This window comes from Serpentinimonas sp. SMBJO2 (genome assembly GCF_056341105.1).
Genome location: NZ_CP150628.1, coordinates 1,308,480 through 1,333,336 on the forward strand (window position 1 = coordinate 1,308,480; position 24,857 = coordinate 1,333,336).

At 68.8% G+C, this 24,857-nt stretch carries 20 protein-coding genes and 3 pseudogenes; 10 read left to right on the top strand and 13 right to left on the bottom strand.

Going from position 1 to position 24,857, the window contains the following annotated elements; genetic code table 11:
* Positions 1-68 precede the first annotated feature (68 nt).
* From dnaB to AAAZ40_RS06100, 4 genes and pseudogenes are all read left to right on the top strand, one after another.
* Positions 69-1,481 (top strand): replicative DNA helicase, encoded by a 1,413-nt coding sequence (gene dnaB, locus AAAZ40_RS06085; protein WP_476661643.1) that lies wholly within the window; start codon positions 69-71, stop codon positions 1,479-1,481.
* Positions 1,474-1,923: pseudogene (locus AAAZ40_RS06090) on the top strand (acyl-CoA thioesterase). The gene dnaB and the pseudogene AAAZ40_RS06090 overlap by 8 nt, the downstream one beginning before the upstream one ends.
* Before the next feature lie 118 nt (positions 1,924-2,041).
* Positions 2,042-2,794, top strand: coding sequence for a nitroreductase (locus tag AAAZ40_RS06095; protein WP_476661644.1), 753 nt, complete (start codon positions 2,042-2,044; stop codon positions 2,792-2,794).
* A complete protein-coding gene (locus tag AAAZ40_RS06100) occupies positions 2,791-3,774 on the top strand; it encodes a 2-hydroxyacid dehydrogenase (RefSeq protein ID WP_476661645.1) in 984 nt (327 codons plus the stop codon). Before AAAZ40_RS06095 ends, AAAZ40_RS06100 begins: the two co-directional genes overlap by 4 nt.
* A 13-nt stretch (positions 3,775-3,787) precedes the next feature.
* On the opposite strand, the gene AAAZ40_RS06105 is transcribed toward AAAZ40_RS06100, so the two are convergent.
* The gene (locus tag AAAZ40_RS06105) at positions 3,788-4,552 is read right to left on the bottom strand and encodes a PP2C family protein-serine/threonine phosphatase (RefSeq protein WP_476661646.1); all 765 of its coding nucleotides are present in this window, start codon (positions 4,550-4,552) and stop codon (positions 3,788-3,790) included.
* Positions 4,553-4,626: 74 nt separating this feature from the next.
* Positions 4,627-5,103: a bacterioferritin gene (bfr, locus tag AAAZ40_RS06110; RefSeq protein ID WP_476661647.1), complete on the bottom strand. Its 477-nt coding sequence runs from the start codon at positions 5,101-5,103 to the stop codon at positions 4,627-4,629.
* 343 nt (positions 5,104-5,446) lie between these two features.
* On the opposite strand from bfr, the gene ahpC reads away from it, so the two are divergent.
* Together ahpC and ahpF are read left to right on the top strand one after the other, a co-directional pair.
* Entirely contained in the window at positions 5,447-6,010 is a 564-nt protein-coding gene (ahpC, locus tag AAAZ40_RS06115; RefSeq protein ID WP_476661648.1) for an alkyl hydroperoxide reductase subunit C, read from the top strand.
* A 77-nt stretch (positions 6,011-6,087) separates the two neighbouring features.
* Positions 6,088-7,683: an alkyl hydroperoxide reductase subunit F gene (gene ahpF / locus AAAZ40_RS06120; RefSeq protein WP_476661649.1), complete on the top strand. Its 1,596-nt coding sequence runs from the start codon at positions 6,088-6,090 to the stop codon at positions 7,681-7,683.
* A 21-nt stretch (positions 7,684-7,704) separates the two neighbouring features.
* On the opposite strand, the pseudogene radC reads toward ahpF, so the two are convergent.
* Positions 7,705-8,221: pseudogene (gene radC / locus AAAZ40_RS06125) on the bottom strand (RadC family protein); the annotation flags it as partial.
* A gap of 545 nt (positions 8,222-8,766) precedes the next feature.
* On the opposite strand from radC, the pseudogene AAAZ40_RS06130 reads away from it, so the two are divergent.
* Together AAAZ40_RS06130 and ispH are read left to right on the top strand one after the other, a co-directional pair.
* Positions 8,767-8,856: pseudogene (locus tag AAAZ40_RS06130) on the top strand (FKBP-type peptidyl-prolyl cis-trans isomerase); the annotation flags it as partial.
* Entirely contained in the window at positions 8,856-9,803 is a 948-nt protein-coding gene (ispH, locus tag AAAZ40_RS06135; protein WP_476659539.1) for a 4-hydroxy-3-methylbut-2-enyl diphosphate reductase, read from the top strand. The pseudogene AAAZ40_RS06130 and the gene ispH, both read left to right, overlap by 1 nt.
* 60 nt (positions 9,804-9,863) lie before the next feature.
* On the opposite strand, the gene ybiB is transcribed toward ispH, so the two are convergent.
* The 8 genes from ybiB to AAAZ40_RS06175 form a co-directional block, all read right to left on the bottom strand.
* Complete coding sequence (ybiB, locus tag AAAZ40_RS06140; RefSeq protein WP_476659540.1) at positions 9,864-10,814, bottom strand: DNA-binding protein YbiB; 951 nt, start codon at positions 10,812-10,814, stop codon at positions 9,864-9,866.
* 35 nt (positions 10,815-10,849) lie between these two features.
* Positions 10,850-13,777, bottom strand: a complete 2,928-nt coding sequence (locus AAAZ40_RS06145) for a nitrate reductase (RefSeq protein WP_476659541.1) — start codon at positions 13,775-13,777, stop codon at positions 10,850-10,852.
* Positions 13,778-13,788: 11 nt separating this feature from the next.
* Positions 13,789-14,214: a nitrite reductase small subunit NirD gene (gene nirD / locus AAAZ40_RS06150; protein ID WP_476659542.1), complete on the bottom strand. Its 426-nt coding sequence runs from the start codon at positions 14,212-14,214 to the stop codon at positions 13,789-13,791.
* A gap of 57 nt (positions 14,215-14,271) precedes the next feature.
* Positions 14,272-16,806, bottom strand: coding sequence for a nitrite reductase large subunit NirB (nirB, locus tag AAAZ40_RS06155; RefSeq protein WP_476661701.1), 2,535 nt, complete (start codon positions 16,804-16,806; stop codon positions 14,272-14,274).
* On the bottom strand, positions 16,806-17,636 hold the full coding sequence (locus tag AAAZ40_RS06160; RefSeq protein WP_476659543.1) for an ABC transporter ATP-binding protein: 831 nt from the start codon (positions 17,634-17,636) through the stop codon (positions 16,806-16,808). Before AAAZ40_RS06160 ends, nirB begins: the two co-directional genes overlap by 1 nt.
* On the bottom strand, positions 17,633-18,547 hold the full coding sequence (ntrB, locus tag AAAZ40_RS06165; RefSeq protein WP_476659544.1) for a nitrate ABC transporter permease: 915 nt from the start codon (positions 18,545-18,547) through the stop codon (positions 17,633-17,635). The genes AAAZ40_RS06160 and ntrB overlap by 4 nt, the downstream gene beginning before the upstream one ends.
* Positions 18,548-18,559: 12 nt before the next feature.
* On the bottom strand, positions 18,560-19,936 hold the full coding sequence (locus tag AAAZ40_RS06170; RefSeq protein WP_476659545.1) for a CmpA/NrtA family ABC transporter substrate-binding protein: 1,377 nt from the start codon (positions 19,934-19,936) through the stop codon (positions 18,560-18,562).
* Between the two features lie 273 nt (positions 19,937-20,209).
* On the bottom strand, positions 20,210-21,478 hold the full coding sequence (locus AAAZ40_RS06175) for a nitrate- and nitrite sensing domain-containing protein (RefSeq protein ID WP_476659546.1): 1,269 nt from the start codon (positions 21,476-21,478) through the stop codon (positions 20,210-20,212).
* Positions 21,479-21,594: 116 nt separating this feature from the next.
* On the opposite strand from AAAZ40_RS06175, the gene tsaD reads away from it, so the two are divergent.
* Complete coding sequence (gene tsaD / locus AAAZ40_RS06180; RefSeq protein WP_476659547.1) at positions 21,595-22,665, top strand: tRNA (adenosine(37)-N6)-threonylcarbamoyltransferase complex transferase subunit TsaD; 1,071 nt, start codon at positions 21,595-21,597, stop codon at positions 22,663-22,665.
* Between the two features lie 163 nt (positions 22,666-22,828).
* Complete coding sequence (gene greA / locus AAAZ40_RS06185; protein ID WP_476659548.1) at positions 22,829-23,305, top strand: transcription elongation factor GreA; 477 nt, start codon at positions 22,829-22,831, stop codon at positions 23,303-23,305.
* Positions 23,306-23,320: 15 nt separating this feature from the next.
* On the opposite strand, the gene folD is transcribed toward greA, so the two are convergent.
* Together folD and AAAZ40_RS06195 are read right to left on the bottom strand one after the other, a co-directional pair.
* Positions 23,321-24,175 carry a bifunctional methylenetetrahydrofolate dehydrogenase/methenyltetrahydrofolate cyclohydrolase FolD gene (folD, locus tag AAAZ40_RS06190; RefSeq protein ID WP_476659549.1) on the bottom strand — a complete coding sequence of 285 codons (855 nt, stop codon included), beginning with the start codon at positions 24,173-24,175 and terminating at the stop codon, positions 23,321-23,323.
* 34 nt (positions 24,176-24,209) lie between these two features.
* The gene (locus tag AAAZ40_RS06195) at positions 24,210-24,833 is read right to left on the bottom strand and encodes a response regulator transcription factor (RefSeq protein ID WP_476659550.1); all 624 of its coding nucleotides are present in this window, start codon (positions 24,831-24,833) and stop codon (positions 24,210-24,212) included.
* Between the last annotated feature and the right edge of the window lie 24 nt (positions 24,834-24,857).

Consider the following 24,857-nt stretch of genomic DNA (forward strand, 5'->3'; position numbering starts at 1 on the left):
CAGACGCCAGAACCCAGACGCCGCGCCACGCTGGTTAAGATCGCAGACCCTGAAAGGTACTCTGCCCCATGTCTGCTTTGTTTGCTCTCGATGACCTGCCCCCGGAGGCTTTTCCGGACCCCCAAGTGGCGCAACTGCGCGTGCCGCCGCACTCGATCGAAGCCGAATCGAGCGTGCTCGGCGGGTTGCTGCTCGACAACAGCGCCTGGGACCGGGTCGCCGACCTGATCGTCGAATCCGACTGCTACCGGCGCGAGCACCAGCAGATATTTGCGGCCATTGCGGCGCTGATCAACGCCGGCAAGCCGGCCGACGTCATCACCGTGTTCGAGCACCTGAGCGGCCAAGGGCGCGCCGACGAAGTCGGGGGGCTGGCCTACCTGAACTCGCTGGCGCAGTTTGTGCCCAGTGCCGGCAACATCCGCCGCTACGCCGAGATCGTGCGCGAGCGCGCGATTTTGCGCAAGCTCATCGGTGCCAGCGACGACATCGCCGGCAGCGCCTACAACCCCAAGGGCCGGCCCGTGGCGGCCATTCTGGACGAGGCCGAGCAAAAAATCTTCCACATCGGCGAAGAGGGCTCGCGCCTCAAGCAGGGTTTTCAGTCGCTCGATGCACTCGTCGTCAACCTGATGGACCGGGTGCAGGAGATGGCCGACAACCCGAACGACATCACCGGCGTGCCGACCGGCTTCATCGACCTCGACCGCATGACCTCGGGCCTGCAGGCGGGCGATCTGGTGGTGCTGGCGGCGCGGCCCTCGATGGGCAAGACCGCGCTGGCCATCAACATCGCCGAACACGTGGCGCTGCACGAGGGCCTGCCGGTGGCGGTGTTTTCGATGGAGATGGGGGCGGCACAGCTGGCGGTGCGCATCGTGGGTTCGATCGGGCGCATCCACCAGGGGCGCTTGCGCACCGGCAAGCTCAACGACGACGAGTGGCCGCGCCTGACCGAGGCGATCGAAAAACTGCGCCACGTGTCGCTGCACATCGACGAAACGGCGGGACTGACCGCGGCCGAACTGCGCGCCAACGCACGCCGGCTGGCGCGCCAGTGCGGCAAACTAGGGCTGATCGTGGTCGATTACCTGCAGCTGATGAGCGGCAGTGCCTCGGGCGACGAAAACCGCGCCACCGAACTGGGCGAGATTTCGCGCGGCCTCAAGATGCTGGCCAAGGAGCTGCAATGCCCGGTGATCGCGCTGTCGCAGCTCAACCGCTCGGTCGAGACGCGCACCGACAAGCGGCCGTTGATGAGCGATCTGCGCGAATCGGGCGCCATCGAGCAGGACGCCGACATCATCATGTTCATCTACCGCGACGAGTACTACACCAAAGAGGCCTGCAAAGAGCCGGGCGTGGCCGAAATCATCATCGGCAAGCAGCGCAACGGCCCAACCGGCACCGTCAAGCTCACCTTTCTCAACGTGCTCACGCGCTTCGAGAGCCTGGCGCAGGAGGGCGGCTACCATGGCTGAAGCCGCTGCCTTGGCCCGCCCCAGCCCACTGCCGCGCACCGAGTTTCGGCATTTCATGCCGATGCAGACGCGCTGGATGGACAACGACCTCTACGGCCACGTCAACAACGTCGTCTATTACAGCTGGTTCGACACCGCGGTCAACCGCTACCTGATCGAGCAGGGCGTGCTCGACATCCACGCCGGTGCGGTGATCGGGCTGGTGATCGAAACCTAATGCAACTACTTTGCCTCGCTGGCCTTCCCCGAACCGGTCGAAGCCGGCCTTCGGGTGGCGCACCTGGGGCGCTCCAGCGTGCGCTATCAGGTCGGGCTCTATGCCCAAGGCGCGCCGCTGTGCGCGGCCTCGGGGCACTTCGTGCATGTGTATGTGGACCGGGCCACGCGGCGCCCGGTGCCGCTGCCGCCGGATTTGCACGCCGTGCTCACCGCTTTGTTGTGAGGTCGCAGCGCTGTCGCCCAGGCGGCGCTGCAGGCCCGGGCGGATGCGCTTTTAGCCGCCATAATCCACTGGGTGCGCGACCTTGCACCCGCCCTTCAGACCATCGGAGCCCTACCGCATGACCGCAGCCGTCCCCCAGAATGCCCCGCCTCCCCCCTACGTGCGCCCGGTGGTGGCCGACCCCGCCAGCGTCGAAACGGCGATCGAGAGCCGCCAGTCGATCCGCGCCTATTTGCCCACGCCGGTGCCGCGGCCGCTGTTGGAGCGGCTGCTGGCACTGGCCAGCCGGGCCCCTTCGGGCACCAACACCCAGCCCTGGAAGGTGTACGTGCTGCAGGGGGCCAGCCGGGATGCCTTGGTGCAAAAGGTCTGTGCCGCCCACGACGCCGTGCGCGCCGACCCGACGCTGGCCGAGCAGTACCGCGAATCCTACGACTACTACCCCAAGCAGTGGATCAGCCCCTACATCGAACGGCGGCGTGAAAACGGCCTGAGCCTGTACAGCCTGCTGGGCATCGGCAAGGGCGACAAAGACCGCATGCACGCCCAGTGGCAGCGCAACTACCGTTTTTTTGACGCGCCCGTGGGGCTGTTCGTGACCATCGACAAGGCCATGGGTGGCGGCTCGCTGCTCGACACCGGCATGTTCCTGCAAAACCTGACGCTGGCCGCGCGCGCGCACGGGCTCGACGCCTGTGCCCAGGCGGCCTGGAACGGCTACGCCAGCATCGTGCTGCCGCACGTGGGGGCGGGCGACAATGAGATGCTGGTGTGCGGGCTTGCGCTCGGCTACGCCGACACCAGCGACCCGATCAACACCTTTCGCACCCCGCGCCTGCCCGTGGCTGCCTTCACCACCTGGCTCGAATGAGCGTGCAGCGGCCCGGCGTGCTGCTCACGCGCCGCCTGTTCCCCGAGGTGCTGCAGCGCCTGAGCGCGCACTTCGAGGTGCGCGACAACCCCGACGACGTGGTCTGGACCCCAGCCGAACTGATCGAGCGCCTGCAAGGGCAGTGGGGTCTGTTGGCCACCCAGGGTGAGCGCATCGATGCCGCCGTGCTGGCCGCCTGCCCGCAACTGCGTGTAGTCGCCAACATGGCGGTGGGTTTCAACAACCTCGACCTCGAGGCCCTGGCGCGCCACGGCGTGCAGGCCAGCAACACCCCCGACGTGCTCACCGAGAGCACGGCCGACTTCGGCCTGGCGTTGCTGCTGGCCACGGCGCGGCGCATCGGCGAGGGCGAGCGCTACCTGCGCGCCGGGCGCTGGCACAAATGGTCGGCCGACCTGCTGCTCGGCGCCGAGGTGCACCACAGCACGCTCGGCATTCTGGGCATGGGGCGCATCGGGCAGGCGATCGCGCGCCGCGCCGCGCACGGCTTTGCCATGCAGGTGCTCTACCACAACCGCAGCCGGCTCGACGCCGCCACCGAGCACGCCTGCGCCGCCCGCTACGTGAGCAAGGCCGAGCTGCTGCGCCAAGCCGACCACCTTCTGCTGGTGCTGCCCTACACGAGCGCCAACCACCACGCCATCGGCGCAGCCGAACTGGCGCAGATGAAGCCCAGCGCCACCTTGGTCAACCTCGCGCGCGGCGGCATCGTCGATGAACTGGCGCTGGTGCATGCGCTGCGCAGCGGTCAGCTTGCCGCCGCTGGGCTCGACGTGTTCGAGGGCGAGCCGCACGTGCGGCCCGAGTTGCTGGAGCTGCCCAACGTGCTGCTCACGCCCCACATCGCCAGCGCCACCCGGGGCACCCGCCTGGGCATGGCGCTGCTGGCGGCAGACAACCTGATCGCCTGCCACCAGCGCGGCCAGTTGCTGACGCCGCTCAAGCTCCCCATGGCTTGAACCCAGAGCTGGATCAAGGGGCGGCGGCGTCGAGCTTGAGCACGATCAGGCTCAGGTTGTCGCAACTGCCGGCGGCGCGCCGGCGCGCTTGCGCCACCAGCTGCTCGCACGCCTGCCGGGGTGAGGCCTGGTGCATCAAGGTGCCCAGTTCCTCGTCGCTGAAGCACTGCCAGATGCCGTCGCTGCAGGCCAGCAGCGCGTCGCCCACTTGCAAGGCATCGCACTGGTGGCCTTCGATGGCCGGGGGCTGCTCGGTGCCGAGGCAGTGCAGCAGCAGGTTGCCGCGCGGGTCGGTGCGCGCCTGTGCGTCGCTCAACAGCCCCTGCGCCACCAAAGCCTGCACCAGCGAGTGGTCCCGGCTGCGGTGCAGCAAGCGCGCGCCACGAAAGTGGTACAGCCGCGAATCACCCGAGTGCGCGAAATGGCAGCGACCGCCCGGCACGAGCAACAGGGCCGCCAAGGTGCTGTGGGGCTCCAGATCGGCGGCGGAGGCGGCCGTCAGGCGTATGCCCAGATGGGCTTCCTGCGCCAAGCGCTGCAAAAACGCGGCCCCATCGTCGGTGGCCGGATCGAAGCGCTGAAACAACTGCTGCGCCGTCATCAGCACCTGTTCGGCGGCCTTGCGGCCCCCGGTCAAGCCACCCATGCCGTCGGCGATCACGCCCAGCACGCAGCCCTTGTTGTGCGCGTGCGGCCACAATCCCAGCTGATCTTGCTGATAGGGGCGGTCGCCCTGGTCGATGCCCGTGCAGGCGCTGATGCGGTAGGGGGCGGCCATGTGCACGGTGGTGGGGCCGATGGCCCGACCGAACGGGCGCCGGGCTGGCCTTTATCGCGATGTGGGCGCGGTCTTTATTCGACGCTGCCCATCATGCTCTGCAGGTAGTTTTGCACCCCCACCTTGCCGAGCAGATCGATCTGGGTTTCGAGGAAGTCGATGTGTTCCTCGGTGTCGTCCAGGATTTGGAGCAGCAGGTCGCGCGAGACGTAGTCGCGCACCGTTTCACAGTGGGCGATGCCGTCCTTGATGGTGGCCTGCGCCGCGCGCTCCAAGGCCAAGTCGCTGTTGAGAATTTCGGGTACGTTCTCGCCGATGTTGAGCTTGCCCAGGTCTTGCAGGTTGGGCAGGCCGTCGAGCATGAAAATGCGGTCCATCAGGCGGTCGGCGTGCTTCATCTCGCCGATCGATTCCTGGTACTCCTTTTGCGCCAGCTTGTCGAGGCCCCAGTGCTTGAGCAGGCGGTAGTGGACAAAGTACTGGTTGATGGCGGTCAGTTCGTTCTTGAGCTGGGCCTGCAGGTGAGCGATGACCTGGTGGTTGCCTTGCATGGTGAAGGGTCCTTTGTTCTGTAGGGTGGCGAGCAAGCGCGGCCTGCGCATAGGCTCTGCGCCCATGCAGTTTAGCGCTTTTGTGGCCACCACGCATAGGCCATGGCGACGCGGCGCGTCGGTTTGCGCACCGGGTGCAGGCGGGCATGGTCGGCATCGATGTGCCGGTTCCGGTGCCCAGGGCCTTTCACGGTTTTGGCGGCTGCAAGTGCAGCGCCTCTGCTGCAGCGCATCAATGCCCGCGATAGCCACGATCAATAAACAGCGGCTATCGGCTGGGCTATCATAGCCAGGGTTTCCACTCATCTCGTCAACCCTCAGTCATCCCCTTTCAGGAGCATCCATGTCGATCATCAATACCCAAATCCAACCCTTCAAGGCCCAGGCTTTCCACAACGGCAAGTTCGTGCAAGTCTCGGACGAAACCCTCAAGGGCGAGTGGTCGGTGCTGATTTTCATGCCCGCCGCCTTCACCTTCAACTGCCCGACCGAAGTCGAAGACGCGGCCGACCACTACGCCGAGTTCCAGAAGCTGGGGGCCGAGGTCTATATCGTGACCACCGACACCCACTTCTCGCACAAGGTCTGGCACGAAACCTCGCCCGCCGTGGGCAAGGCCAAGTTTCCGCTGGTGGCCGACCCGACCCACACCCTGACGCGCGCCTTTGGCGTGCACATCGAGGCCGAAGGGCTGGCGCTGCGCGGCACCTTCATCATCAACCCCGAAGGCCAGATCAAGACCGCTGAAATCCACGACAACGCCATCGCCCGCGACGTCAAGGAGACGCTGCGCAAGCTCAAGGCGGCCCAGTACGTGGCCAAGAACCCAGGCCAAGTCTGTCCAGCCAAGTGGAACGAAGGCGCCAAGACCCTGGCCCCGTCGCTCGAACTGGTCGGCAAGATCTAAGCCAGTCCCTCAAGCCCACGGCCTGGCCCCGTGCCAGGCCCGGTCCTCCCCCTGTTTTTTTAAACGTAGGATTGCACATGCTCGACGCCGCCCTCAAAGCCCAGCTCCAGGCCCATCTGGAGCGCCTGCGGCAGCCGGTTGATCTGGTGGCTGCGCTCGACGACTCCCGCGCCGCGCAAGAGATGCGCGAGTTGCTCGAAACCCTGGCGGCGCTGTCGGACAAAATCCGGCTGCGCACCGACGGGCAGGACGCGCGTGTGCCGTCCTTCAGCGTGCAAGGGCAGGGCGGGCCGGGCGGGTTGCGTTTTGCCGCCGTGCCGCTGGGCCACGAGTTCACCTCGCTGGTGCTGGCGCTGCTGTGGGCGGGGGGTCATCCGCCCAAAGTCGAGGCGAGCCTGATCGAGCAGATCAAGGCCTTGCCGGGCGACTACCGTTTTGAAGTCTATATGTCGCTGAGCTGCCACAACTGCCCCGACGTGGTGCAGGCGCTCAGCCTGATGGCGCTGCTCAACCCACGCGTGCAGACGGTGGTGATCGACGGCGCGCTGTTCCAGCAAGAGGTCGATGAGCGCGACGTGCTGGCGGTGCCTTCGGTCTATTTGAACGGTGCGGTGTTTGGCTCGGGCCGCATGAGCGCCGAAGAGGTGCTGGCCAAGCTCGACGCCGGCGCCTTGGTCAGGCAAGCGCAGCAACTCGACGCCCTCGAGCCGTTCGACCTGCTCAACATCGGCGGTGGCCCGGCGGGCACGGCGGCGGCGGTGTATGCGGCACGCAAAGGCATCCGCACCGGCTTGCTGGCAGAGCGCATGGGCGGCCAGCTCAACGACACGCTGGGCATCGAGAACTACCCCGGGCACCTGCACACCGAAGGCCCGAAGCTGGCCGCCGAGCTGGAAGCGCATGCGCGCCACTACGAGGTGCAGCTGATGAACCTGCAACGCGCCGTGCGCCTGCTGCCGGCGGCGCAGCCCGGCGGCTTGATCGGCGTGGAGCTGGCCAGCGGCGCGGTGCTCAAGGCGCGCAGCGTGGTGCTCTCCACCGGGGCGCGCTGGCGCAACATGAACGTGCCCGGCGAGGCCGAGTACAAAAACCGCGGCGTGGCCTACTGCCCGCACTGCGACGGCCCGCTGTTCAGGGGCAAGCGCACGGCGGTGATCGGCGGCGGCAACTCGGGCGTGGAAGCGGCGATCGACCTCGCCGGCATCGTGCAGCATGTGACGCTGCTCGAGTTTGCCGACGAGCTGCGTGCCGACGCCGTGCTGCAAGCCAAGCTGCGCAGCCTGCCCAACGTGAGCGTGATCACGCAAGCCCAGACCACCGAGGTGCTGGGCGATGGCGCGCGCGTGGTGGGCCTGCGCTACACCGACCGCCGCAGCGGCACGCCGCACGAGCTGGCGCTGGATGGGATTTTCGTGCAGATCGGCCTGGTGCCCAACACCGAATGGCTCAAGGGGACGCTGGAGCTCAACCGCTTTGGCGAGATCGCCATCGACGCCAAGGGCCACACCAGCCTGCCGGGGGTGTTTGCAGCCGGCGACTGCACCACGGTGCCCTACAAGCAGATCGTGATCGCCGCCGGCGAGGGCGCCAAAGCGGCCCTGAGCGCCTTCGATTACCTGATCCGCACCCCGCAGGCGCATGCGGCGCTCACCGAGGCCGTGCCGCAGGATTGAGTCGGGCTGATGGCCGAGGGGCTAGACCAGCCCCATTTCGGCCATCGAGCGGCAGCTGTCGGCGGTGACGATGAAGTGATCCAGCACCCGCACGTCCACCAACGCCAGCGCCGCTTTGAGCGTGGCGGTCAGGCTCTGGTCGGCGCGTGAGGGCTCGCTCACCCCGCTGGGGTGGTTGTGGGCCAGCACCACGGCCGCAGCGTGGTGGTGCAGGGCGCGCAGCACCACTTCGCGCGGATAGACGCTGGTCTGCGTCAGGGTGCCGCGAAACAGCTCCTCGAAGGCCAGCAACCGGTGCTGGCTGTCCAGGTACAGCAGCGCAAACACCTCGTGCCGCTTGTGGCCCAGGGGGAGTTGGAGGTACTGCGCCACCGCTTGGGGGGTATCGAACAAGGGCCGCGCGCTCAAACCCTGGGCCAGCGCGCGCCGCGCCAGCTCGACCACCGCCAGCAGCTCGGGGGGTTTGGGCGGCCCCGGCCCTGATGGGGGGGAGCGCCGGCGGGGCGGGGGGGAGCAGCCCGGCCCCGCCACCGAGGGGGGCCCCAGTTCCCGCGCGAGTGCCCCGTTTTTGCGCGGTGGGGGGGGGGGGAGGAGGGCGCGAGGGCGGGGGCGCGGGGGGGGGGGGGGGCGCGGGGGGGGGTTTTGCGGGGGGGGGCGGGGGGGGGGGGGGGCGGGGGGGGGGGGGGGGGGGGGGGGGGGGGGGGGCTTTTTTTTAAAGGGTGTTTTCCTTTTTTTTCGCCCCCCTTTGGCGCCGCGCGGCCCCCCCCCGAACCCCCGCGGGCCCCCCCTCCTTTCCCCCCCCCCCCCCCCGCGGGGGGGGGGGGGGGGGGGGCGACGACCCCCCCGGCCCCCCCCCCCCCCCCCGGGGGGGGGGGGGGGGGGCGGGGCGGGGGGGGGGGGGGGGGGGGGGGGGGGGGGGGGGGGGGGGGGGCGGGCCGCCCCGGGCGGGTGGGGGGGGCCCGGGGGGGGGGGGGGGGGGGGGGGGGGGGGGGGGGGGGGGGGGGGGGGGGGGGGGGGGGGGGGGGGGGGGGGGGGGGTCTTTCCCCCCCCCCCGGGGGGGGGCCCCCCGCCGCGGGCGGGGGGGGGGAGGACGGCGCGCTGCAGATCGACTTCAACCACCCGCTGGCTGGCCAGCCGGTGCGCTTTGAAGTGCAGCTGATCGGGGTGCTGTGATGCCGCCGCCCACGCCTGTGCACGAGGTGCTGCTGGCCGAACCGCGCGGCTTTTGCGCCGGGGTGGACCGGGCGATCGAAATCGTCGAACGCGCATTGGCCAAATTTGGCCGTCCGATCTACGTGCGCCACGAGATCGTGCACAACACCCATGTGGTCAACGACCTCAGGGCGCGCGGCGCCATTTTCATTGAAGACCTGGCCGAGGTGCCCGCTGGGGCCACGCTGGTGTTCAGTGCCCACGGTGTCAGCCGGGCGGTGCAGCGCGAGGCCGAACAGCGCGGTTTTCGCGTCTTCGACGCCACCTGCCCGCTGGTGAGCAAGGTGCATGTGGAAGTGGCCAAGCTGCACCAGGAGGGCTACGAGTTCATCATGATCGGCCACAAAGGGCACCCAGAGGTCGAGGGCACCATGGGCCAGCTCGACGCCGGCATCCACCTGGTCGAAGACCTGGCCGACGTGGCGCGGGTGCAGCCGCGCCAGAGCGAACGGCTGGCGCTGGTGACGCAGACCACGCTCAGCGTCGATGACGCAGCCGAGATCGCCGCCGCCGTGCGCGCCCGCTTTCCAGCGCTGCGCGAGCCCAAGCAGCAAGACATCTGCTACGCCACGCAAAACCGCCAGGACGCGGTCAAGCTGCTGAGTCCCTTGGTCGATGCGGTGGTGGTGGTGGGCAGTCCAAGCAGCTCCAACACCAACCGGCTGCGCGAGCTGGCGCAGCGCCTGGGGGTGCCCGCCTACATGGTCGAAGACGCCTCCGAACTGCGCGACCACTGGTTTGCCCACACGGCGCGTGTGGGCGTGACCGCCGGGGCCTCGGCGCCGGAACTGCTGGTGCAAGGCGTGCTGCAGCGCCTCAAGGCGCTGGGCGCGGTGTCGGTGCGCAGCCTCGACGGCGCACCCGAAACCCTCAAGTTTCCGCTGCCCAAGGGGCTCAAGGGGGATTGAGCCCGAGCCCCCTCAAGCGCGCAACACCACACTAGCCGGCGCGGGGGCATGGCAAGCCGCTCATGGGCTGTGCGGCTGGGGTGGGGTGTAGGGCGGGCCGGCGGCGATCAGGTGCGCCAGCTCCAGGGTGTGGCGCACCTGCTGCCCGATCGGGTCGGGGATGGCGTGCGCGCCAGCCAGCGCGGCCTCTATCCAGCGCCGGGTGGCTTCGGCGTCGGGCGTGGGCAGGCCGGGCACGGGCATCAGGGGGCCGCCCTGGGCTTCGTGGATGCGCCAGCGTTGCCCGGCGACGAAGGCGTCCATTGCCGGGCAACGCCGTGCGTCGGCCACGGGCTCGCCCTCGGTGCCGCGCAACAGCAGGGCGTGGGTGCCGGTCAGCGCCAGCGTGGCGCTCATGCTGTGCAGGTATTCGCTGTGGGTGTAGCTGCTCAGCAGCAAGGCCGGCCCGGCGACCGGGTTCATGAGCTTGACCAGGCTGTGGGCGCTGTTGCGCAAGCCCACGGTGCGGCGCACGTCGAGCAGGCGCTGCAGGCCCGGGTGCAGGCGCTGCGTGGGCACCCAGCAGACCCGGCCGGGTTGCAGATCGGGGCTGAGCAAGCCCGCCGCCTCGAGCGCCGGCAGCAGCGCCTCGGGGTGGGCGCGGGCGTCTTCGGTGGCGCAGCCGTGCCACAGCACCGCCAGCCCGGCGCGCGCCAGCAAACCAGCCAGCAACGGGGTCAGCGCCGGCAGCTTGCGCGCGCCGTTGTAGCTGGGCAGCACCACGGTCGGAAACGGGCTGTGGGCGGGGGCGGGCCAGCGCTGCAGCCGCTCATGCAGCGCGTCGAGGAAGCCCGCCAATTCTTCGGCGGTCTCGCCCTTGAAGCGCATCGCCAGGCAGAAGGCGCCGATCTCGAGATCGCTCACGGTGCCGTCCAGCACCTGCCCAAACAGGTCGGCGGCCTGCCCGCGGTCGAGCGCGCGCGCACCGTCTCTGCCGCGCCCGATTTTTTTCAGATGGTCTTTGATGCTCATCGCTGCGATTGTGCCAGCATGGCAATCGCTGAGCGCTATGGAGCGATGGGCGTTTCGGGCCCCATGGCGGGCGCGGCCACGGCCTGCAGCAAGCGTTTGAGCTGCGGTATGCAAGCGCCGCACTGGGTGCCGCAGTGGAGCGTGCGTTGCAGGTGTGCCAGCCGCTGGCTGGCGTTGCCCGGGCTGCTGGCCAGGTGCAGGGTGATGGCCTGCTCGCTGACATCGAGGCAGGCGCAGACCTGGGGGCTGGGGCTGGCCTGCATTGAAGCCGAGGCCGAGGGCGCGGCTGCGCTGGGCCGCAGCAGCAGCTGTCCGCCTACCGGCACGGGGCTTTCGTCCAGCAGCAGCGTCTTGAGCCAGGCGGCCGAGCGCACGTCGCCACCGAGCAGCAGGGCGTCGAGCCGCTGGGGGTCAGAGGGGCTGGGGCGCAGCAGGCGCAGCGCCCGCACCTGGGCGCGCTGGGGGTCGCGGTAGCACAGGGTGTCAGGGGTGTTCAGCCCCAGGCGCGCGGCCACGGCTTCGAGCAGCGCGGCGGCTGGGGCTTGCCGGCTGGCGGCGCGCAGCAGCACGCCCGTGCGCCCCTGCTCCTCGTGGCGACCAAAGGGCACGCAGGTGGCGAAGTCGAACTGGTGCAGTTGCTTGGACAGCCAGGCCCGGGTTTGGGCGGCCTCGTATTCTGGCAGCCAGGCCAGGGCCAGCAGAGTCCAAGGCAGGTCGATCGGTTCTACGCGCACCGCGGCGTGCTTGAGTTCCGGTTGTTTGGAGGCCGGACAATAGGCTGGGGTGCTCAGGGCATTGACGCCCAGCAGCGGCTGGCCGGTCGGCGTGCGCCCGCCCAGGCAATCCGAGCCCCAGTGCATGGGCAAAAAGACCTGCCCCGGCCCCAGATCGGCGCAGGCCTGCAGCGGCAGCACGATGCGTCCGCGTGCGCTCTGCACGCTCACCAGCGCACCGTCGGCCAAGTGGCTGCGTGCCATGTCTTGAGGGTGCATCTGCAGCACCGGTTCCGGGGCATGGCCAAACAGGCGTCCGAGCAAGCCGGTGCGGCTCATCCCGTGCCACTGGTCGCGCAGCCGGCCCGTGTTCAGGGCCAGCGGGTAGCTGGCGTCGCAGGTTTCGTGGGGCGGGCGGTAGGCGAGGGCCGCAAAGCACGCCTTGCCGTCGGCGGTCGGGAAGCGGCCGTCGGCATACAGGCGCTTGCGTCCACGGTTTAGCCCCTTGGGCAGCGGCCACTGCTGTGGGCCGGCGCGCTCGAGCAGGGCGTAGCTCAGGCCGCTGATGTCCAGGTCGCGGCCGCAGGTGCTCTGGCGGTGTTCGTTCCACACCGCTTCGGGCGTGGGGTAGTCGAAGTGGATGCGCCGCTGCGCCTCGGGCTGCGGGTGCAGCAGGGCTTCCAGGCGCTGTGCGAGGTCGCGCGCGATCACCCAATCGGGCCGCGGGCCGTCTTGCGCATGGTCGGGGTGGTGCGGCGCGGGCACGGCGCGGCGCACACGGCTGATGCAGCGCTCGCTGTTGCTTACGGTGCCCTCTTTTTCGCCCCAGGTGGCGGCGGGCAGCAGCAGGTCGGCGTAGGCGGTGGTGGCGGTGTGGGCAAAGGCCTCCTGCACGATCACGAACTCGGCCCGCTCCAGCGCGCGGCGCACCATGCGCTGGTCGGGCAGGCTTTGGGCCGGATTGGTGCAGACGATCCACAGCACCTTGACCGCGCCCTCGGCGGCGGCCTGGAACATCTCGACGGCGCTGCGCCCGGCTTGCTCGGGCACGCTGCTCAGGCCCCAGAGCTGCGCCACTTCGGCCCGGTGCGCGGGGTTGGACAGATCGCGGTGGGCGCTGAGCAAGTTGGCCATGGCGCCCACTTCGCGCCCGCCCATGGCGTTGGGCTGGCCGGTCAGGCTAAAGGGACCGGCACCGGCCTGGCCGATCTGCCCGGTGGCCAGATGCAGGTGGATCAGGGCGGCGTTGTTGGCGCTGCCGTTGCTGCTCTGGTTCAGGCCCTGGCAGTACAGGCTCAGGGTGGGACGGCGGCGGCGGCCATCGCGGCCGCTGAAGGCTGGGGCACTGGCCGCCGGGGTGCCCGCCGGGGCCGGAGCGTCGAGGCCGGCAAGCCAGCGCGCGGCGGTGACCAGGTCGGCCTGTTGCAGGCCACACAGGCGCGCCGTGTGGGCGGGGGTGTGTGCGCGCACGATCGCCTCCAGGGCCGCAAAACCGTTGGTGTGGGCGGCGATGTAGGCCCGATCGACCCAGCCTTCCTGCAGCATGATGTGCAGCAGGCCGTGCAGCAGCGCCACATCGGTGCCGGGTTGCAGCGCCAGATGCAGGTCGGCGCAGGCGGCGGTGTCGGTGCGGCGCGGGTCGGCGACGATCAAGCGCATATCCGGCCGCGCTGCGCGTGCGTCTTCAATGCGGCGAAACAGCACTGGGTGCGCCCAGGCGGTGTTGCTGCCGACGATGAACAGCGTTTGTGCCAGCCCCAAATCTTCGTAGCAGGGCGGCGGCGCGTCGGCCCCCAGGGTGCGCTTGTAGCCGACCACGGCGCTGCTCATGCACAGGCGGGAGTTGGAGTCGATCTGGTTGCTGCCCAGCACGCCTTTGACGAGCTTGTTGAAGACGTAGTAGTCCTCGGTCAGCAGTTGGCCGCTCACATAGACGCCCACGGCGTCGGGGCCGTGCTGGCGCACGGTGCTGGCGATGCGGTTGGCCGCCAGATCGAGCGCCGGTTTCCAGGCCATGGCCTGGGGCGGCTGGCCGCGTGCGCTGCGCCACTGCGGATGCAGCAGCCGTGTGACTTGCGCCAGCTCGGGGCGGGCGCTCAGGTGCAGGGTCGAGCCTTTGCTGCACAGACGGCCGAAATTGGCCGGATGCTCGGGGTCGCCGCGCACGCCGGTGATGTGGCCGCCCTGGTGCTCGATCAGCACGCCACAGCCCACGCCGCAGTATGGGCAGGTGGAACGGGTGGTGGCCATGGGGGTGCGCCTTATCGGGCGCCCACGGCGGGCGCCGGGCAGCTGCCGCTGGTCACGCCAGGGCAGGTGCGCCGGGCCGGGCCAGCCAGTGGCCGCGTGGCCTCGGTCGCCAGGGTGTCGAGCTCGTGGGCGTCCAGGAACACCTGCCCGTGCTCGACTTTGAGGGCGAAGCGCGGCGTTTGACCCTGGTCGGGCGCGGCGGCCTCGCCGCTGTCGAGGGCGATGCTCCAATTGTGCAGCGGGCAGGCGACGCTGTGCCCAAACACGATGCCCTGGCTCAGGGGCCCGCCCTTGTGTGGGCAGCGGTCGAGCAGGGCAAAAATTTGCTGGTCGGCGGCCTTGAACACGGCCACGTCGAGGCCGCGGGCGCGCGCCACGCGGCGCGAACCCAGGGCCGGGATGTCATCAACGCTGCAGACGGGAATCCAGCGGGTCATGGTGTCTCCTGAGAAGGTGTGTGGCAATGCAGGCCGCAGCCCTGTGGTGGTGGCGCATCAGCCCGGCAGCGCGGCGGTTTCCAGGGGCTGAAACTGGCGCACATCGACCTGCGCCCGCTCGAGATCGAACCACGGATCGGGCTCGCCCGCGAGCGCCGCCTGCAGCTGTTGCCACAGCGCCAGGCGCCCAGCGGGGTCGTCGAGGATGCGCTGCTTCACGTAGTCCAGCCCCACCCGGTTCACAAAATGCACCGTGCGCTCCAGATACCAGCCTTCCAGCCGGTAGAGCTGCATGAAGGCGCCGGTGTATTCCATCACTTCGGCGGCGCTTTTGAGCTTGCAAAAAAAATGCCCCACCTCGGTCTTGATGCCGCCGTTGCCGGCGATGAACATCTCCCAGCCGCTCTCCACGCCAATGATGCCCACGTCCTTGATGCCGGCCTCGGCGCAGTTGCGCGGGCAACCGCTGACCGCAAATTTGACCTTGTGCGGTGCGTACATGCCAAAAAAGGCGCGTTCCAGATCCTTGCCCATCTGGGTGCTGTCCTGCGTGCCCATGCGGCACCACTCGGAACCGACGCAGGTCTTGACCGTGCGCAGCGCCTTGGCGTAGGCGTGTCCGCTGGGCATGCCGATCTCTTTCCAGACCTGCACCAAGTCTTCTTTTTTGACGCCCAACAGGTCGATGCGCTGGCCGCCCGTGACCTTGACGGTGGGAATCTGGTACTTGTCCACCACGTCGGCGATGCGGCGCAGTTCGGCGGCGCTGGTCTCACCACCCCACATGCGCGGCACCACGCTGTAGGTGCCGTCTTTCTGGATGTTGGCGTGGCTGCGCTCGTTGATGAAACGGCTCTGCGGGTCGTCGCGGGCTTCTTTGGGCCAGGTGCTGATGAGGTAGTAGTTGAGGGCCGGCCGGCAAGTGGCGCAACCGCTCGGGGTGCGCCAATCGAGGGCCTGGTACACGGCGGCGATGTTCAGCAGCTTGCGCTCGCGGATGGCATCGCGCACCTCCTGGTGGCTGTGCTCGGTGCAGCCGCACAGGGCTTTTTTCTGCGGTGCGGCCGAGTAGTCGCCGCCGGCGCTGAACATCAGGATCTGCTCCACCAGGCCGGTGCAGCTGCCGCAACTGGCGCTGGCCTTGGTGTGTTTGCGCACCTCCTCCAGGGTGAACAGGCCCTGGCGCTTGATGGCTTTGCAGATTGCCCCTTTGGTGACGCCGTTGCAGCCGCAGACCTCGTCGCTGTCGGCCATTTGGGCGGCCTTCTGGTGCCCCTGGTGGCCGGCATCGCCCAGGTTGCTCTCGCCAAACACCAGTCGGTCGCGGATGTCGGCAATCGAGCGGCCTTCGCGCAGCAGCTTGAAATACCAGCTGCCATCGGCCGTGTCGCCGTAGAGGCAGGCGCCGACCAGTCTGTCGTCTTGCAACACCAGCTTCTTGTACACGCCGCCGTTGGGGGCGGTCGGGTCGCTGAGCAAGATTTCTTCGGTGCCGGGGCCGCCCATGAAATTGCCGGCGCTGAACAGATCGATCCCCGTGACCTTGAGCTTGGTCGAGGTCGCGCTGCCGCTGTAGCGGGCGATGCCGTACTCTGCCAGGTGGTTGGCCAGCACCTTGCCCTGCTCAAACAGTGGGGCCACCAGACCGTAGGCGACGCCACGGTGCGCGGCGCACTCGCCCACGGCGTAGATGCGCGGGTCGGTCACGGTCTGCAGCGTGTCCGAGACCACGATGCCGCGCTGCACGTGCAGCCGCATGCGTTCAGCCAAGGCGGTGTTGGGGCGGATGCCCACCGCCATGACCACCAGCTGGGCCGGGATTTCTGGCTCGGGGGCGCTGCCGGCCTTGAAGCGCACGGCGGCCACGCGCCCATCGGCACCGGGCAGCAGCGCCTCGGTCTGGGCGCCGAGCAGAAACTTCAGACCGCGCGCCTGCAGCGAGCGCTGCAGCAATTCGGCGGCGCGTTGGTCGAGCTGGCGCTCCATCAACCAGGGGGCCGCATGCACCACGGTCACCTCCATGCCGCGCTTCATCAGGCCGTTGGCGGCTTCGAGGCCCAGCAGGCCACCGCCGATCACCACCGCCTGCCGGTGCTGCGCTGCGGCAGCGATCATGGCCTCGGTGTCGGCGATGTCGCGGTAGCCTTGCACGCCGGGCAGTTGCGCGCCGGGGATGGGCAGGATGAAGGCGTTGGAGCCAGTGGCCAGGATCAAGCGGTCGTAGGCGACAGTTTGCGTGGCCCCGCCGGGCCCGCTGGCGTGCACCAGGCGCCGGGTGCGGTTCACCGCGCTGACGGTCCAGCCCGCGTGCAGGGTGATGCCGTGCTGGCGGTACCAATCCCAGTCGTTGAGCACGATCTGCTCGGGTTCCTGCTCGCCGGCCAGCACCGGCGAGAGCAGGATGCGGTTGTAGTTGGGGTGCGGCTCGGCGCCAAAGACGGTGATGTCGTACAGATCGGGGGCGAGCTTGAGCAGCTCTTCGAGCGTGCGCACGCCGGCCATGCCGTTGCCCACCAGCACCAGTTTGGGGCGCGGAGCTGGCGTGGGGGTGGGAGTGGTTGGCGCGGCGCCGTGGGGGGCGGTGGTTTCCATCATGCGGCCTCTTTATGCATGTGCGTCTGGCGGGTGTACAGAAAATCGAGCACTTGTTTGCGGCATTGCAGGTAGGTGGGGTGGTCCGCCAGTGCCACGCGCTGGCGCGGGCGCGCCAAGGGCACCGGCAGCACCGCACCGATGGTGGCCGAGGGGCCGTTGGTGAGCATCACGATGCGGTCCGAGAGCAGCACCGCCTCATCCACGTCGTGCGTCACCATCACCACCGTGCTGTGGGTGCGGGCCACGATTTCGAGCAGTTCGTCTTGCAGCTTGGCGCGGGTGAGGGCGTCGAGCGCGCCGAAGGGCTCATCGAGCAGCAGCACCTTGGGCTCCATGGCCAGCGCGCGCGCGATGCCGACGCGCTGTTTCATGCCGCCGCTGATTTCCCCCGGGCGCCGTTGCGCCGCGTGGCTCAGGCCCACCAGTTCCAGCGCCGCGTGGGTGCGCGCCGCCAGTTCGGCTTTGCTCTCCGACTTGGCCCCGGCGCTGCGCGATCCGGCGCCAAAGACGCGCTTGACGCCCAGGTGCACGTTTTCAAAACAGGTGAGCCAAGGCAGCAGGGAGTGGTTCTGAAACACCACGGCGCGCTCGGGCCCCGGGCCGGCGATCTCGCGCCCGGCGCACAGCAGCATCCCCGAGCTCGGCGAACTCAGGCCGGCGATCAGGTTGAGCAAGGTCGATTTGCCACAACCCGAGTGCCCGATCAGGGTCACGAACTCGCCCTTGGCGATGCGCAGGTCGATCTGGCGCAGGGCCTCGAACTCGCCGCGCTGGGTCTTGAAGCGCTGCGCCACGCCTTCGATCAGGATGTAGGAGCAGTCGTTCACGATTTGACTTCCTCGAAAGTAAAGGCGCGGGCGAGGCTCACCAGGGCCCACTCCAGCAACAGGCCGACCAGGCCGATGACGAAAATCGCCACGATGATGTGCGTGATGTTGAGGTTGTTCCACTCGTCCCAGATCCAAAAGCCGATGCCGACGCCGCCGGTCAGCATTTCGGCCGCAACGATCACCAGCCAGGCGGTGCCCACGGCCAGGCGCACGCCGGTGAGCACGTAGGGCAGCACGGCGGGCAGCAGGATCTGGGTCAGGATGGTCCACTCGCTCAGGTTGAGCACGCGCGCCACGTTCAGGTAGTCTTGCGGCACGCGCTGCACGCCGACGGCGGTGTTGATGATCATGGGCCAGATCGAGCAGATGAAGATGGTCCAGATCGCCGCCGCTTCGGTGCCCTGGAACACCAGCAGCCCGATCGGCAACCAGGCCAGCGGCGACACCGGCTTGAACAGGCTGATCAACGGCGCGCCCATGCGCCCGGCAAAGACCGAGCGCCCGATCAGAAAACCCAGCGGAATGCCCACCAGGGCCGCCAGACCAAAGCCCAGCCCGACGCGCTCGAGCGAGCTGAGCACCTGCCAGCCGATGCCGACGTCGCTGGGGCCGTTGACGAAGAAGGGGTCGGAAAACAGCTCCAGCGCCGCACTCCAGGTGGCGCCTGGGGTCGGGAACTGGCCTTCGCCGCTGCTGGCGGCCAAATGCCACAGGCCGATGAGCAGCAGCAAACCCAACAGCGGCGGCAAAACCTGGGACGGCCATGCGCTGACATCCCAGCGCCGCCCCAGGGGGCTGGGCGCCAGATTGGCGGCCGGGGCGGTGGTCGTGTGGGCATGTGCAGCCGGGGCGCTGGCAGGGTGTTTGCCCTCCAGCGGTTTGGGGGGATGAAAGACGGCGCTGACCATGGTGGCGGCTCCTTAGGCTTTGACGCTGAAGCTGTCGGCGTAGCGCGCCGGGTCGCGGCCGTTCCAGACCACGCCATCCATCAGGGTGCTGCTGCGCAGCGGCTCGCGTGGCACGCTGATGTGGAGTTGCGTGGCGGCCTGGCGGTAGAGCTCGATCTGGTTGATCTGCTGCGCCACTTGCAGGTAGTTGGGGTGCTCGCGCAGCAGACCCCAGCGCTTGAACTGGGTCAGGAACCACATGCCGTCGGACAGGAACGGGAAGTTGACCGCGCCGCCGTCAAAGAACTTCATGTGCCTGGGGTCGTCCCAAGTGCGCCCAAGGCCGTTCTGGTAGCGCCCCAGAATGCGATCGCGGATCACATCGACGCTGGTGTTGACAAAGGGGCGGGCGGCGATGGTCTCGGCCATGCGCAGCCTGTTTTGCAGGTTGGCGTCGATCCAGCGGCTGGCTTCGAGCACGGCCATCATCACGGCGCGTGCGGTGTGGGGGTGGCGGCGCACGAAGTCGGCGCGCGCGCCCAGCACCTTCTCGGGGTGGTCGGGCCACACATCCTGGGAGTTGGCGGCGGTGATGCCGATGCGGTCTGCGATGGCGCGGTGGTTCCAGGGTTCGCCGACGCAGAACCCGTCCATGTTGCCGACGCGCATATTGGCCACCATCTGCGGCGGCGGCACCGTGATGACCTTGGTGTCGCGCAGCGCGTTGACGCCGGCGCTGGCCAGCCAGTAGTACAGCCACATGGCGTGGGTGCCGGTGGGGAAGGTCTGGGCGAAGGTGTAGTCGCGGCGCTCGCGTGCCATCAGTTGCGTCAGCGTGGCCAGGTCGACCGCGCCGCGCTCGGCCAGTTGGCGGCTCAGGGTGATGCCTTGGCCGTTGCGGTTGAGCGTCATCAGCACGGCCATGTCGGTGCGCGGCCCGCCCAGGCCCAGTTGCAGCCCGTAGATCAGGCCGTAGAGCGCGTGCGCCATGTGCAGTTCGCCATTGAGCAGCTTGTCGCGCAGACCGGCCCAGCTGGCTTCCTTGGACAGGACGATGCGCACGCCGTACTTGCGATCCAGCTCCAGCACCGAGGCCATGATCACCGAGGCGCTGTCGGTGAGCGGGATGAAGCCGATGCGCACCTCCTCGAGTTCGGGCCGCGCCGCGCCTTGCGCATGGGCGCTCGGGCGCAGGCCGGGCATCAGGCCGGTGCCGGCAGTGGCCAGCAGGGCGGCGCCGGCGAGCGCCGCGCCGTGGCGCAGGGCGCTGCGGCGCCCGCTGTCTGGGGCGGCGGCGGCCGGTGCCGGGCCAGCGGGTGGGCTTGCTGCGTGGCGGTTTGCCTCGGGGTTGGCAGAGTCTGGTGCCAAGGCCGGGCAGGGTTTGGAGGGGATGGGGCTGAACGCGGGCATGACAACTCCTGGAACATTGAACAATCGAAAGGCGCTGCAGAAAATGAAAAAACGGCGTCCTCCAGGGCCCGCCATGAAAGCGGGTTGGAGGGACGCCGTTGCCCCTGTGGCTCTGCGAGCCGGGTTCGAGCCGCCATTGGCGCGAACCATGCCGTCAATCAAGCAGATTCCGTGCCAAGGTGGTTTGGGGCTGAGTTTGCGGGAGGGGTGGGGCACTGGCGCTGCCTTGGCACCCATTGGCCGCCCCGGCGCACCAAATTCGCGCCCGGGCGCTTACCTTCTTGGTGCAAGCAGGCGGCCCATCGACAGCACCGCCTCGGCCACATCCACCATGCGCTTGTTCTGGTTCATGGCCAGCTCGCGCAGGGCCTTGTGCGCGGCCGGTTCGTCGAGCTGCTGGTGCGCCATGAGCAGGCCCTTGGCGCGCTCGATCAGTTTGCGCTCGTTCAGGCTGGCGCGCAGCGTCTCGAGCTCGGCGGCGGCAGCTTGCAGCCGCTGGTCCTGGTCTTGCACCAGGTCGAGCACCGACTTTTCCAGCCCCAGCGCCAGACCTTGGGGCGTGGGCTGGAGGGTGGGGGGCGTGGTTTCAAAAAAAGCGCTGCCGCGCACGCCGTGGGTCTGCGCGTCGGGGGGCTGGCGTTGGCGCTGTTCGAGTTGCCCGATCTCGGTTTGCACCCGAGCCATGCAGGCCTGGGCTTGCGCGACCAGATCCTGCGTCAACTGGTCTTCGACCGGGCGCATCTGGTCCATGCACTGGCTGCAAACAGCAAACCAGAGCGCGCTCTGTTGCGGCTCCAGCGCCCCCGCAGCCGCTGTTTGCAGCAGCAAGCGGCGCAAGCGGCTGCGCTCGCCAAGGGGTTGGGCGCGCTGGCGCTGATGCCAAAGCTGCAGCAGCGGCGCACTGGCAAAGGACTCGAACACCTGCAGGCAGCGCTGCTGCGCCTCGATCAGTTCGCTCAGGTGCAGCAGCTCGGGCGCTTGCGCCTGGCCACGGGCAAACAGGGCGGCACCTGCAGCCCGCTCCTGTCCGGCCCACTCCTTGCCTTGCATGAGGTTGAACAGCGCCACCAGCGGGCGCAGCAGCTCGGGGGTGCTGGCTTGGTCGGCGGCTTCGAACACCACGGCCAGCAAGCCGGCGATCAGGCGGGCGTAAGCGGCCGACAGCCCTTGGGTGTCGAGCGCCTTGGTGGCCACACGCGTGCGCAGCAGGGCGAGCGCATCCAGGCCTTGAAGCGCGTAAGCCACCCGGCCCAGCAGCCGTGCAGCGTGCGGTGTGGGCGCGCTGAGCAGGGCAACGGACTCGTGCAGCCACTGCGCCACCTGGGGGTCGGTGTGCCGGATTTGCTGCTGCAGTTCGGCCTGCGGGTCGGCCTGCGCTGAGCCGGCCCACCCCACCCAAAGGTTGGAGAGCCCGCGCTCGCGCTGCAGCTCGTGCACCAGCGCGGCGGTGCTGCGGGCCAGCGCAATGCTCTGTGCCAGCCGCTGCAACTCGCTCAGCTCGGTGTGTTTGGCGGCCAGTAGGAAGCTGAGGCTAGAGGTCATCGAGTGGGTGGGCAGTCAGGCGGCGTCGGGGTTGTGCCGTCTGCTCCAAGCAATTTTCATGCCCTTGTGGCGCGGGAGGGTGTCGCGGGATGCAGTGCCTGCCTTACACTCATCCCATGCTGATTTTGGGAATCGAAAGCTCGTGCGACGAAACCGGGGTGGCCTTGGTGCGCGCCCAAACTGGTGCGGCCCCACCGCAGTTGCTGGCGCAGGCCCTGCATAGCCAGGTGCAGATGCACGAGTCGTATGGCGGTGTGGTGCCCGAGCTGGCCAGCCGCGACCACATCCGGCGCGTGCTGCCGCTCACCCACAGCGTGTTGCAGCAGGCCGGTTGCACGCTGCAGCAGATCGATTGCTTGGCGTTCACGCGCGGCCCGGGCTTGGCTGGGGCCTTGCTGGTGGGGGCCGGGGTGGCGTGCGGCATGGCGGCGGCGCTGGGCAAGCCCACGCTGGGGGTGCACCACCTCGAGGGGCATCTGCTGTCGCCCTTCTTGAGCGCCGATGCGCCCGAGTTCCCGTTCGTGGCGCTGCTGGTTTCGGGCGGGCACACGCAACTGATGCGCGTCGATGGGGTCGGGCGCTACCACTTGCTGGGCGAAACCATCGACGACGCCGCCGGCGAAGCCTTCGACAAATCGGCCAAACTGCTCGGGCTCGGTTACCCCGGCGGCCCGGCGCTGGCGCGGCTGGCGGCACAGGGCGAGGCTTCGGCTTTCGCCCTGCCGCGCCCGCTGCTGCACAGCGGCGATCTGGATTTTTCTTTTGCTGGCCTCAAAACCGCGGTGCTCACGCAGGCGCGCAAGCTGGGCGCCGAACTCGAAGCGCGCCGGGCCGATCTGGCCGCCGCCACCGAGGCCGCCATCGTCGAGGTGCTGCTCAAGAAATCGCTCGCCGCCTTGCAGCAAACCGGTCTGCGGCGGCTGGTGGTGGCCGGCGGCGTGGGCGCCAACCAGCGCTTGCGCCAGCAGCTCGATGCCGCTGCCCAGCGCCTGGGGCTGCGCGTGCACTACCCCGAGCTGCACCTGTGCACCGACAACGGGGCCATGATCGCACTGGCCGCCGCCATGCGCTGGCAAGCCGGCTTGATGCCGGCCGACGCCTGCGGCGAGGGGTACAGCTTTGCGGTGCGGCCGCGCTGGCCGCTGGCGCAGAGCACAGGCGCCGCAGCCAGCGCGCAACCGGCTTGACGGGCGCTGCCCCCTCCATGGGGCATAGTCGTGCCGCCAGCGCCGTGAGAGGCCGCGCGAGCGCCGCGGACAGGCCGTGGAGCGCAGCCGCGTTCGGGCATAATAGCCGTTCATCAACCGCCGGGTCTGCACAGCTCGGCGGTTTGCATTTGGAGACGCAACAATGCCCACCTATCCCGTGACCAAGCGCGGCGCCGAACAGCTCAAATCCGAGTTGCAGCGCCTCAAATCCAGCGACCGCCCGGCGGTCATCAACGCCATTGCCGAGGCGCGCGCCCAAGGCGACCTGAGCGAGAACGCCGACTACGACGCCGCCAAAGAGCGCCAGGGCTTCATCGAAGGCCGCATCGCCGAAATCGAGAGCAAGCTGGCGCAAGCGCAGGTCATCGACCCGGCCACGCTCGACGCCGGTGGCCGGGTGGTGTTTGGGGCCATCGTCGAGATCGAAGACGAGCGCGGCGGCACGGCCGTCACGTACCAGATCGTGGGCGAAGACGAGGCCGACCTCAGGCAGGGGCTGATCAACATCTCGAGCCCGATCGCACGCGCCCTGATCGGCAAGGTGGAGGGCGACGTGGCCGAGGTGCAGGCCCCGGGCGGCGTCAAGCGCTACGAGATCGTGGCGGTGCGCTACCAGTAGGCCGCAGCCTGGGCGCTAAGCCGCCGCAGCGCGCTCGGCCGCCTGCACGGTGTTGCTCAGCAGCATGGTGATGGTCATGGGCCCGACGCCGCCGGGCACGGGCGTGAGGTAGCCGGCAACCTCTTTGACGCCGGCAAAGTCCACGTCACCACACAGTTTGCCAACGGCATCGCGGTTCATGCCCACGTCGAGCACCACGGCGCCGGGCTTGACCATGTCGGCCGTGAGCAGCCCTGCCTTGCCCACCGCGGCCACGATCAGGTCGGCCTGGCGGGTGTGGGTCTTGAGGTCTGGGGTGCGCGAGTGGCACAGGGTCACGGTGGCGTCGCGTTGCAGCAGCAGCAGCGCCATCGGTTTGCCGACGATGTTGCTGCGCCCGATGACCACGGCGTGCTTGCCGCGCAAGTCAAAGCCGATGTGCTCCAGCATTTTCAGGCAGCCGTAGGGGGTGCAGGGCCAGAAACCGGGCTGCCCGACCAACAGCGCACCGGCGCTGGCGATGTGAAACCCGTCCACGTCCTTGGTCGGGCTGATGGCTTCGATCACGTGCTGCGCGTCGATCTGCGGCGGCAGCGGCAGCTGCACCAGAATGCCGTGGATGCTCGGGTCGGCATTGAGCGCGGCGATGCGCGCCAGCAACGCGGACTGGCTCAGGCTGGCAGGGTGGCGTTCGAGCAGCGAGTGGATGCCGGCCTCGGCGCAGGCCTTGACCTTGTTGCGCACGTACACCTGGCTGGCCGGGTCGTCGCCCACCAGCAGCACCGCCAGGCCGGGCCGGTGGCCCTGCGCCGCCAGCTTGGTCACGCGCTGCGCCAGATCGGCGCGCAGTTGCCGCGACAGCGCCACGCCGTCGATCAAGTGAGCAGTCATTGCAGAAACAGAAGGGGTGGTAAAGGGCAGGGGGTCAGGCTTTCGCGCCCGGAGCCAAGGCGATTTTGATCAGATCGGCGACCGTGTTGGCGCCGAGCTTTTCCATGATGTTGGCGCGGTGCGCCTCCACCGTTTTGATGCTGATGTTGAGGTCGTCGGCGATCTGTTTGTTGAGCCGCCCGGCCACGATGCGCTCGAGCACCTGCGATTCGCGCCCGGTGAGCCGGGCCATCAGGGCTTCGCGGCTGGCGGCTTGCTGGTGGTCGGCAAAGGCGCAGCGTGCGGTCTCCAGCATGCGATCGACCAAGGCCATGAGCTGCTGCTCGTCGAAGGGTTTCTGAATGAAGTCGAGCGCGCCTTTTTTCATCGTCTGCACCGCCATGGGCACGTCGCCATGGCCGGTGATGAAGACGATCGGCAAGGGGGAGTGGCGTTCGAGCAGCCGGTCTTGCAGCTCCATGCCGGTCATGCCGCCCATGCGGATGTCGGCCACCAGGCAGGCCACTTCGCGCGGGTCGTAGCGGCTTAAAAAGGCCTCGGCGGATTCGAAGCAACGCACCCGATAGTCTTTGCCTTCGAGCAGCCACTGCAGCGAGTCGCGCACCGCCTCATCGTCATCGACCACATAAACCAAACCGCGCTTAGCCATCACACTCATTTGTCGCCTTCATTGGGTCGGCCC

Coding starts and splice junctions, on each gene's coding strand:
- dnaB (WP_476661643.1), top strand. CDS start 69: ATGTCTGCTTTGTTTGCTCTCGATGACCTGCCCCCGGAGGCTTTTCCG.
- AAAZ40_RS06095 (WP_476661644.1), top strand. CDS start 2,042: ATGACCGCAGCCGTCCCCCAGAATGCCCCGCCTCCCCCCTACGTGCGC.
- AAAZ40_RS06100 (WP_476661645.1), top strand. CDS start 2,791: ATGAGCGTGCAGCGGCCCGGCGTGCTGCTCACGCGCCGCCTGTTCCCC.
- AAAZ40_RS06105 (WP_476661646.1), bottom strand. CDS start 4,552: ATGGCCGCCCCCTACCGCATCAGCGCCTGCACGGGCATCGACCAGGGC.
- bfr (WP_476661647.1), bottom strand. CDS start 5,103: ATGCAAGGCAACCACCAGGTCATCGCTCACCTGCAGGCCCAGCTCAAG.
- ahpC (WP_476661648.1), top strand. CDS start 5,447: ATGTCGATCATCAATACCCAAATCCAACCCTTCAAGGCCCAGGCTTTC.
- ahpF (WP_476661649.1), top strand. CDS start 6,088: ATGCTCGACGCCGCCCTCAAAGCCCAGCTCCAGGCCCATCTGGAGCGC.
- ispH (WP_476659539.1), top strand. CDS start 8,856: ATGCCGCCGCCCACGCCTGTGCACGAGGTGCTGCTGGCCGAACCGCGC.
- ybiB (WP_476659540.1), bottom strand. CDS start 10,814: ATGAGCATCAAAGACCATCTGAAAAAAATCGGGCGCGGCAGAGACGGT.
- AAAZ40_RS06145 (WP_476659541.1), bottom strand. CDS start 13,777: ATGGCCACCACCCGTTCCACCTGCCCATACTGCGGCGTGGGCTGTGGC.
- nirD (WP_476659542.1), bottom strand. CDS start 14,214: ATGACCCGCTGGATTCCCGTCTGCAGCGTTGATGACATCCCGGCCCTG.
- nirB (WP_476661701.1), bottom strand. CDS start 16,806: ATGGAAACCACCGCCCCCCACGGCGCCGCGCCAACCACTCCCACCCCC.
- ntrB (WP_476659544.1), bottom strand. CDS start 18,547: ATGGTCAGCGCCGTCTTTCATCCCCCCAAACCGCTGGAGGGCAAACAC.
- AAAZ40_RS06170 (WP_476659545.1), bottom strand. CDS start 19,936: ATGCCCGCGTTCAGCCCCATCCCCTCCAAACCCTGCCCGGCCTTGGCA.
- AAAZ40_RS06175 (WP_476659546.1), bottom strand. CDS start 21,478: ATGACCTCTAGCCTCAGCTTCCTACTGGCCGCCAAACACACCGAGCTG.
- tsaD (WP_476659547.1), top strand. CDS start 21,595: ATGCTGATTTTGGGAATCGAAAGCTCGTGCGACGAAACCGGGGTGGCC.
- greA (WP_476659548.1), top strand. CDS start 22,829: ATGCCCACCTATCCCGTGACCAAGCGCGGCGCCGAACAGCTCAAATCC.
- folD (WP_476659549.1), bottom strand. CDS start 24,175: ATGACTGCTCACTTGATCGACGGCGTGGCGCTGTCGCGGCAACTGCGC.
- AAAZ40_RS06195 (WP_476659550.1), bottom strand. CDS start 24,833: ATGAGTGTGATGGCTAAGCGCGGTTTGGTTTATGTGGTCGATGACGAT.